Annotated in this window: 2 protein-coding genes; both read left to right on the forward strand. The window is 34.2% G+C overall.

What is annotated here, in order from left to right; all coding sequences use genetic code 11:
* On the forward strand, positions 1-516 hold a 516-nt coding region (locus tag GA0061080_RS12170), incomplete at its 5' end, for an RHS repeat-associated core domain-containing protein (protein WP_209435849.1).
* A 2-nt stretch (positions 517-518) separates the two neighbouring features.
* Positions 519-1,295, forward strand: coding sequence for a hypothetical protein (locus tag GA0061080_RS12175; protein WP_091126208.1), 777 nt, complete (start codon positions 519-521; stop codon positions 1,293-1,295).
* The last annotated feature ends 371 nt before the right edge of the window (positions 1,296-1,666 follow it).

A 1,666-nucleotide genomic window follows, 5' to 3' on the forward strand; every position in this document is an offset into this window, starting at 1 on the left:
CGCTACATCAGCCAAGACCCCATAGGACTTGCCGGCGGCGAAAACGCCTATAGCTACGTTCCTAATCCACTGGCTTGGATTGACCCGTTGGGGTTGGCAAAAATTTGTCCTGTCCGAGAAGTGAATAGAACAAAAATATATGGAACAGGACAAGTTGATGGAACACCGGGGCATGACCAGTTTTCAGAGGCCATCGCTAATAAACTGGCTATGTCTGGTCAGTTCAAAGAAATCTATTTAAACCGCTCATATAACCGTGCTCTAGGTGAAAGTAAATCTACACGCAGACCTGATGTTATGGCTATCGATAAAAATGGGAAAGTGCATGCGATAGAGATAGCCTCTAAATCTGATATGACAGATTTCGATTATTTGTTTACTCGTAATGAAGAGGCTATGAGGATATTAGGGATCTATAGAGATGAAGCAATTTCTTCATTTAAGCATCCATATAATGCGAGAGATATGAAACACCGATTAGACTTATTGATTAAGAGTATAAAAGAAGGAAATTAGCTATGTACAGTGGCATTGTTTTATATAATACAGAAAATATCTCACAGAATATTGCGTTAGAATTTGCTGAAACACTATTTTCAGCATTAAATGCTCCTATTACAGATACTAGTTATATTAAGCCGATAATAAGGAAGACCTGTAGTGATTTTAAACAAGTTAATATTTCTCTAAAGGGATTAAAACGTAAAATAAATCTACAGAAAATTATAACCTTTGCTACATCGAATATATTAGACAATATATGTCGCCTACGTTTGGCTTATTATACGGAAGAATTTGGCGGTAAAAATGATATTTATATTTTATATGATAATAAACTTGATCATGATGGTCTTGTTTTGGAATTGATAAAGAACTTTGCACGTCAAAACTATTTTTCTTATGGTATAAAATATTCGGGGTGTAAGAGTGCAAATAATGCCATTGAGTATGCAATGGGATTCAACTTTGCCACTATATATCCTTATGAAAAATATTATCTTTTACGTGACCGAAAACAATTAAATGACAATAAACGACTGAGAATGATTTATACCGCTAATATTATTAATCATCATCATTTAGACATGTGTGTAGATAATACCACGTTGAAAGATTGGATATTAAGTGATAAAAGCCATGGTACACTTGAAGAATTAAGTGATAAATTATGGTTATGGCAAGTTGCCGAGAACGAGCTTGATAATATCAACAATTTTCTTGGCGAATTAGATTTATTAACATCATGGAAATTACCAACGCCAGAGCCTGAAAAGCCCAAACGCAGGTTACCTTAAAATAGAATAATTGGCGACTAATAAACAACCTTGATTATACAGATCCTTGCTTTAAAACAGCGAGGAGTTTCCTTTTATATTTCGTTACTTTATCGCTCTTTAAAAAACAAATAAAATCAATATTTTTTGAATAATTGTTATAAAAAACACAATACCTTTTAGCATACCCAAAGGCTGTTTTTGCTATTTATTTAGCATTAAAAAACCGAAAACTCAACCCAACTAAAAAACAATTTTATACTAAAACGCATAGTTACCTGAAAGTTTTTGACAGAGATTTTAAATCCTATGGCGAGCTTGCGATAGAATACCGCACCGTCCCGCAAAACCTGCGCTTTCAAGGGCAGTATTTTGACGAGGACAAATTTGTC

Origin of the sequence: Gilliamella intestini (assembly GCF_900094935.1) — a bacterium.
Lineage (GTDB): Bacteria > Pseudomonadota > Gammaproteobacteria > Enterobacterales > Orbaceae > Gilliamella > Gilliamella intestini.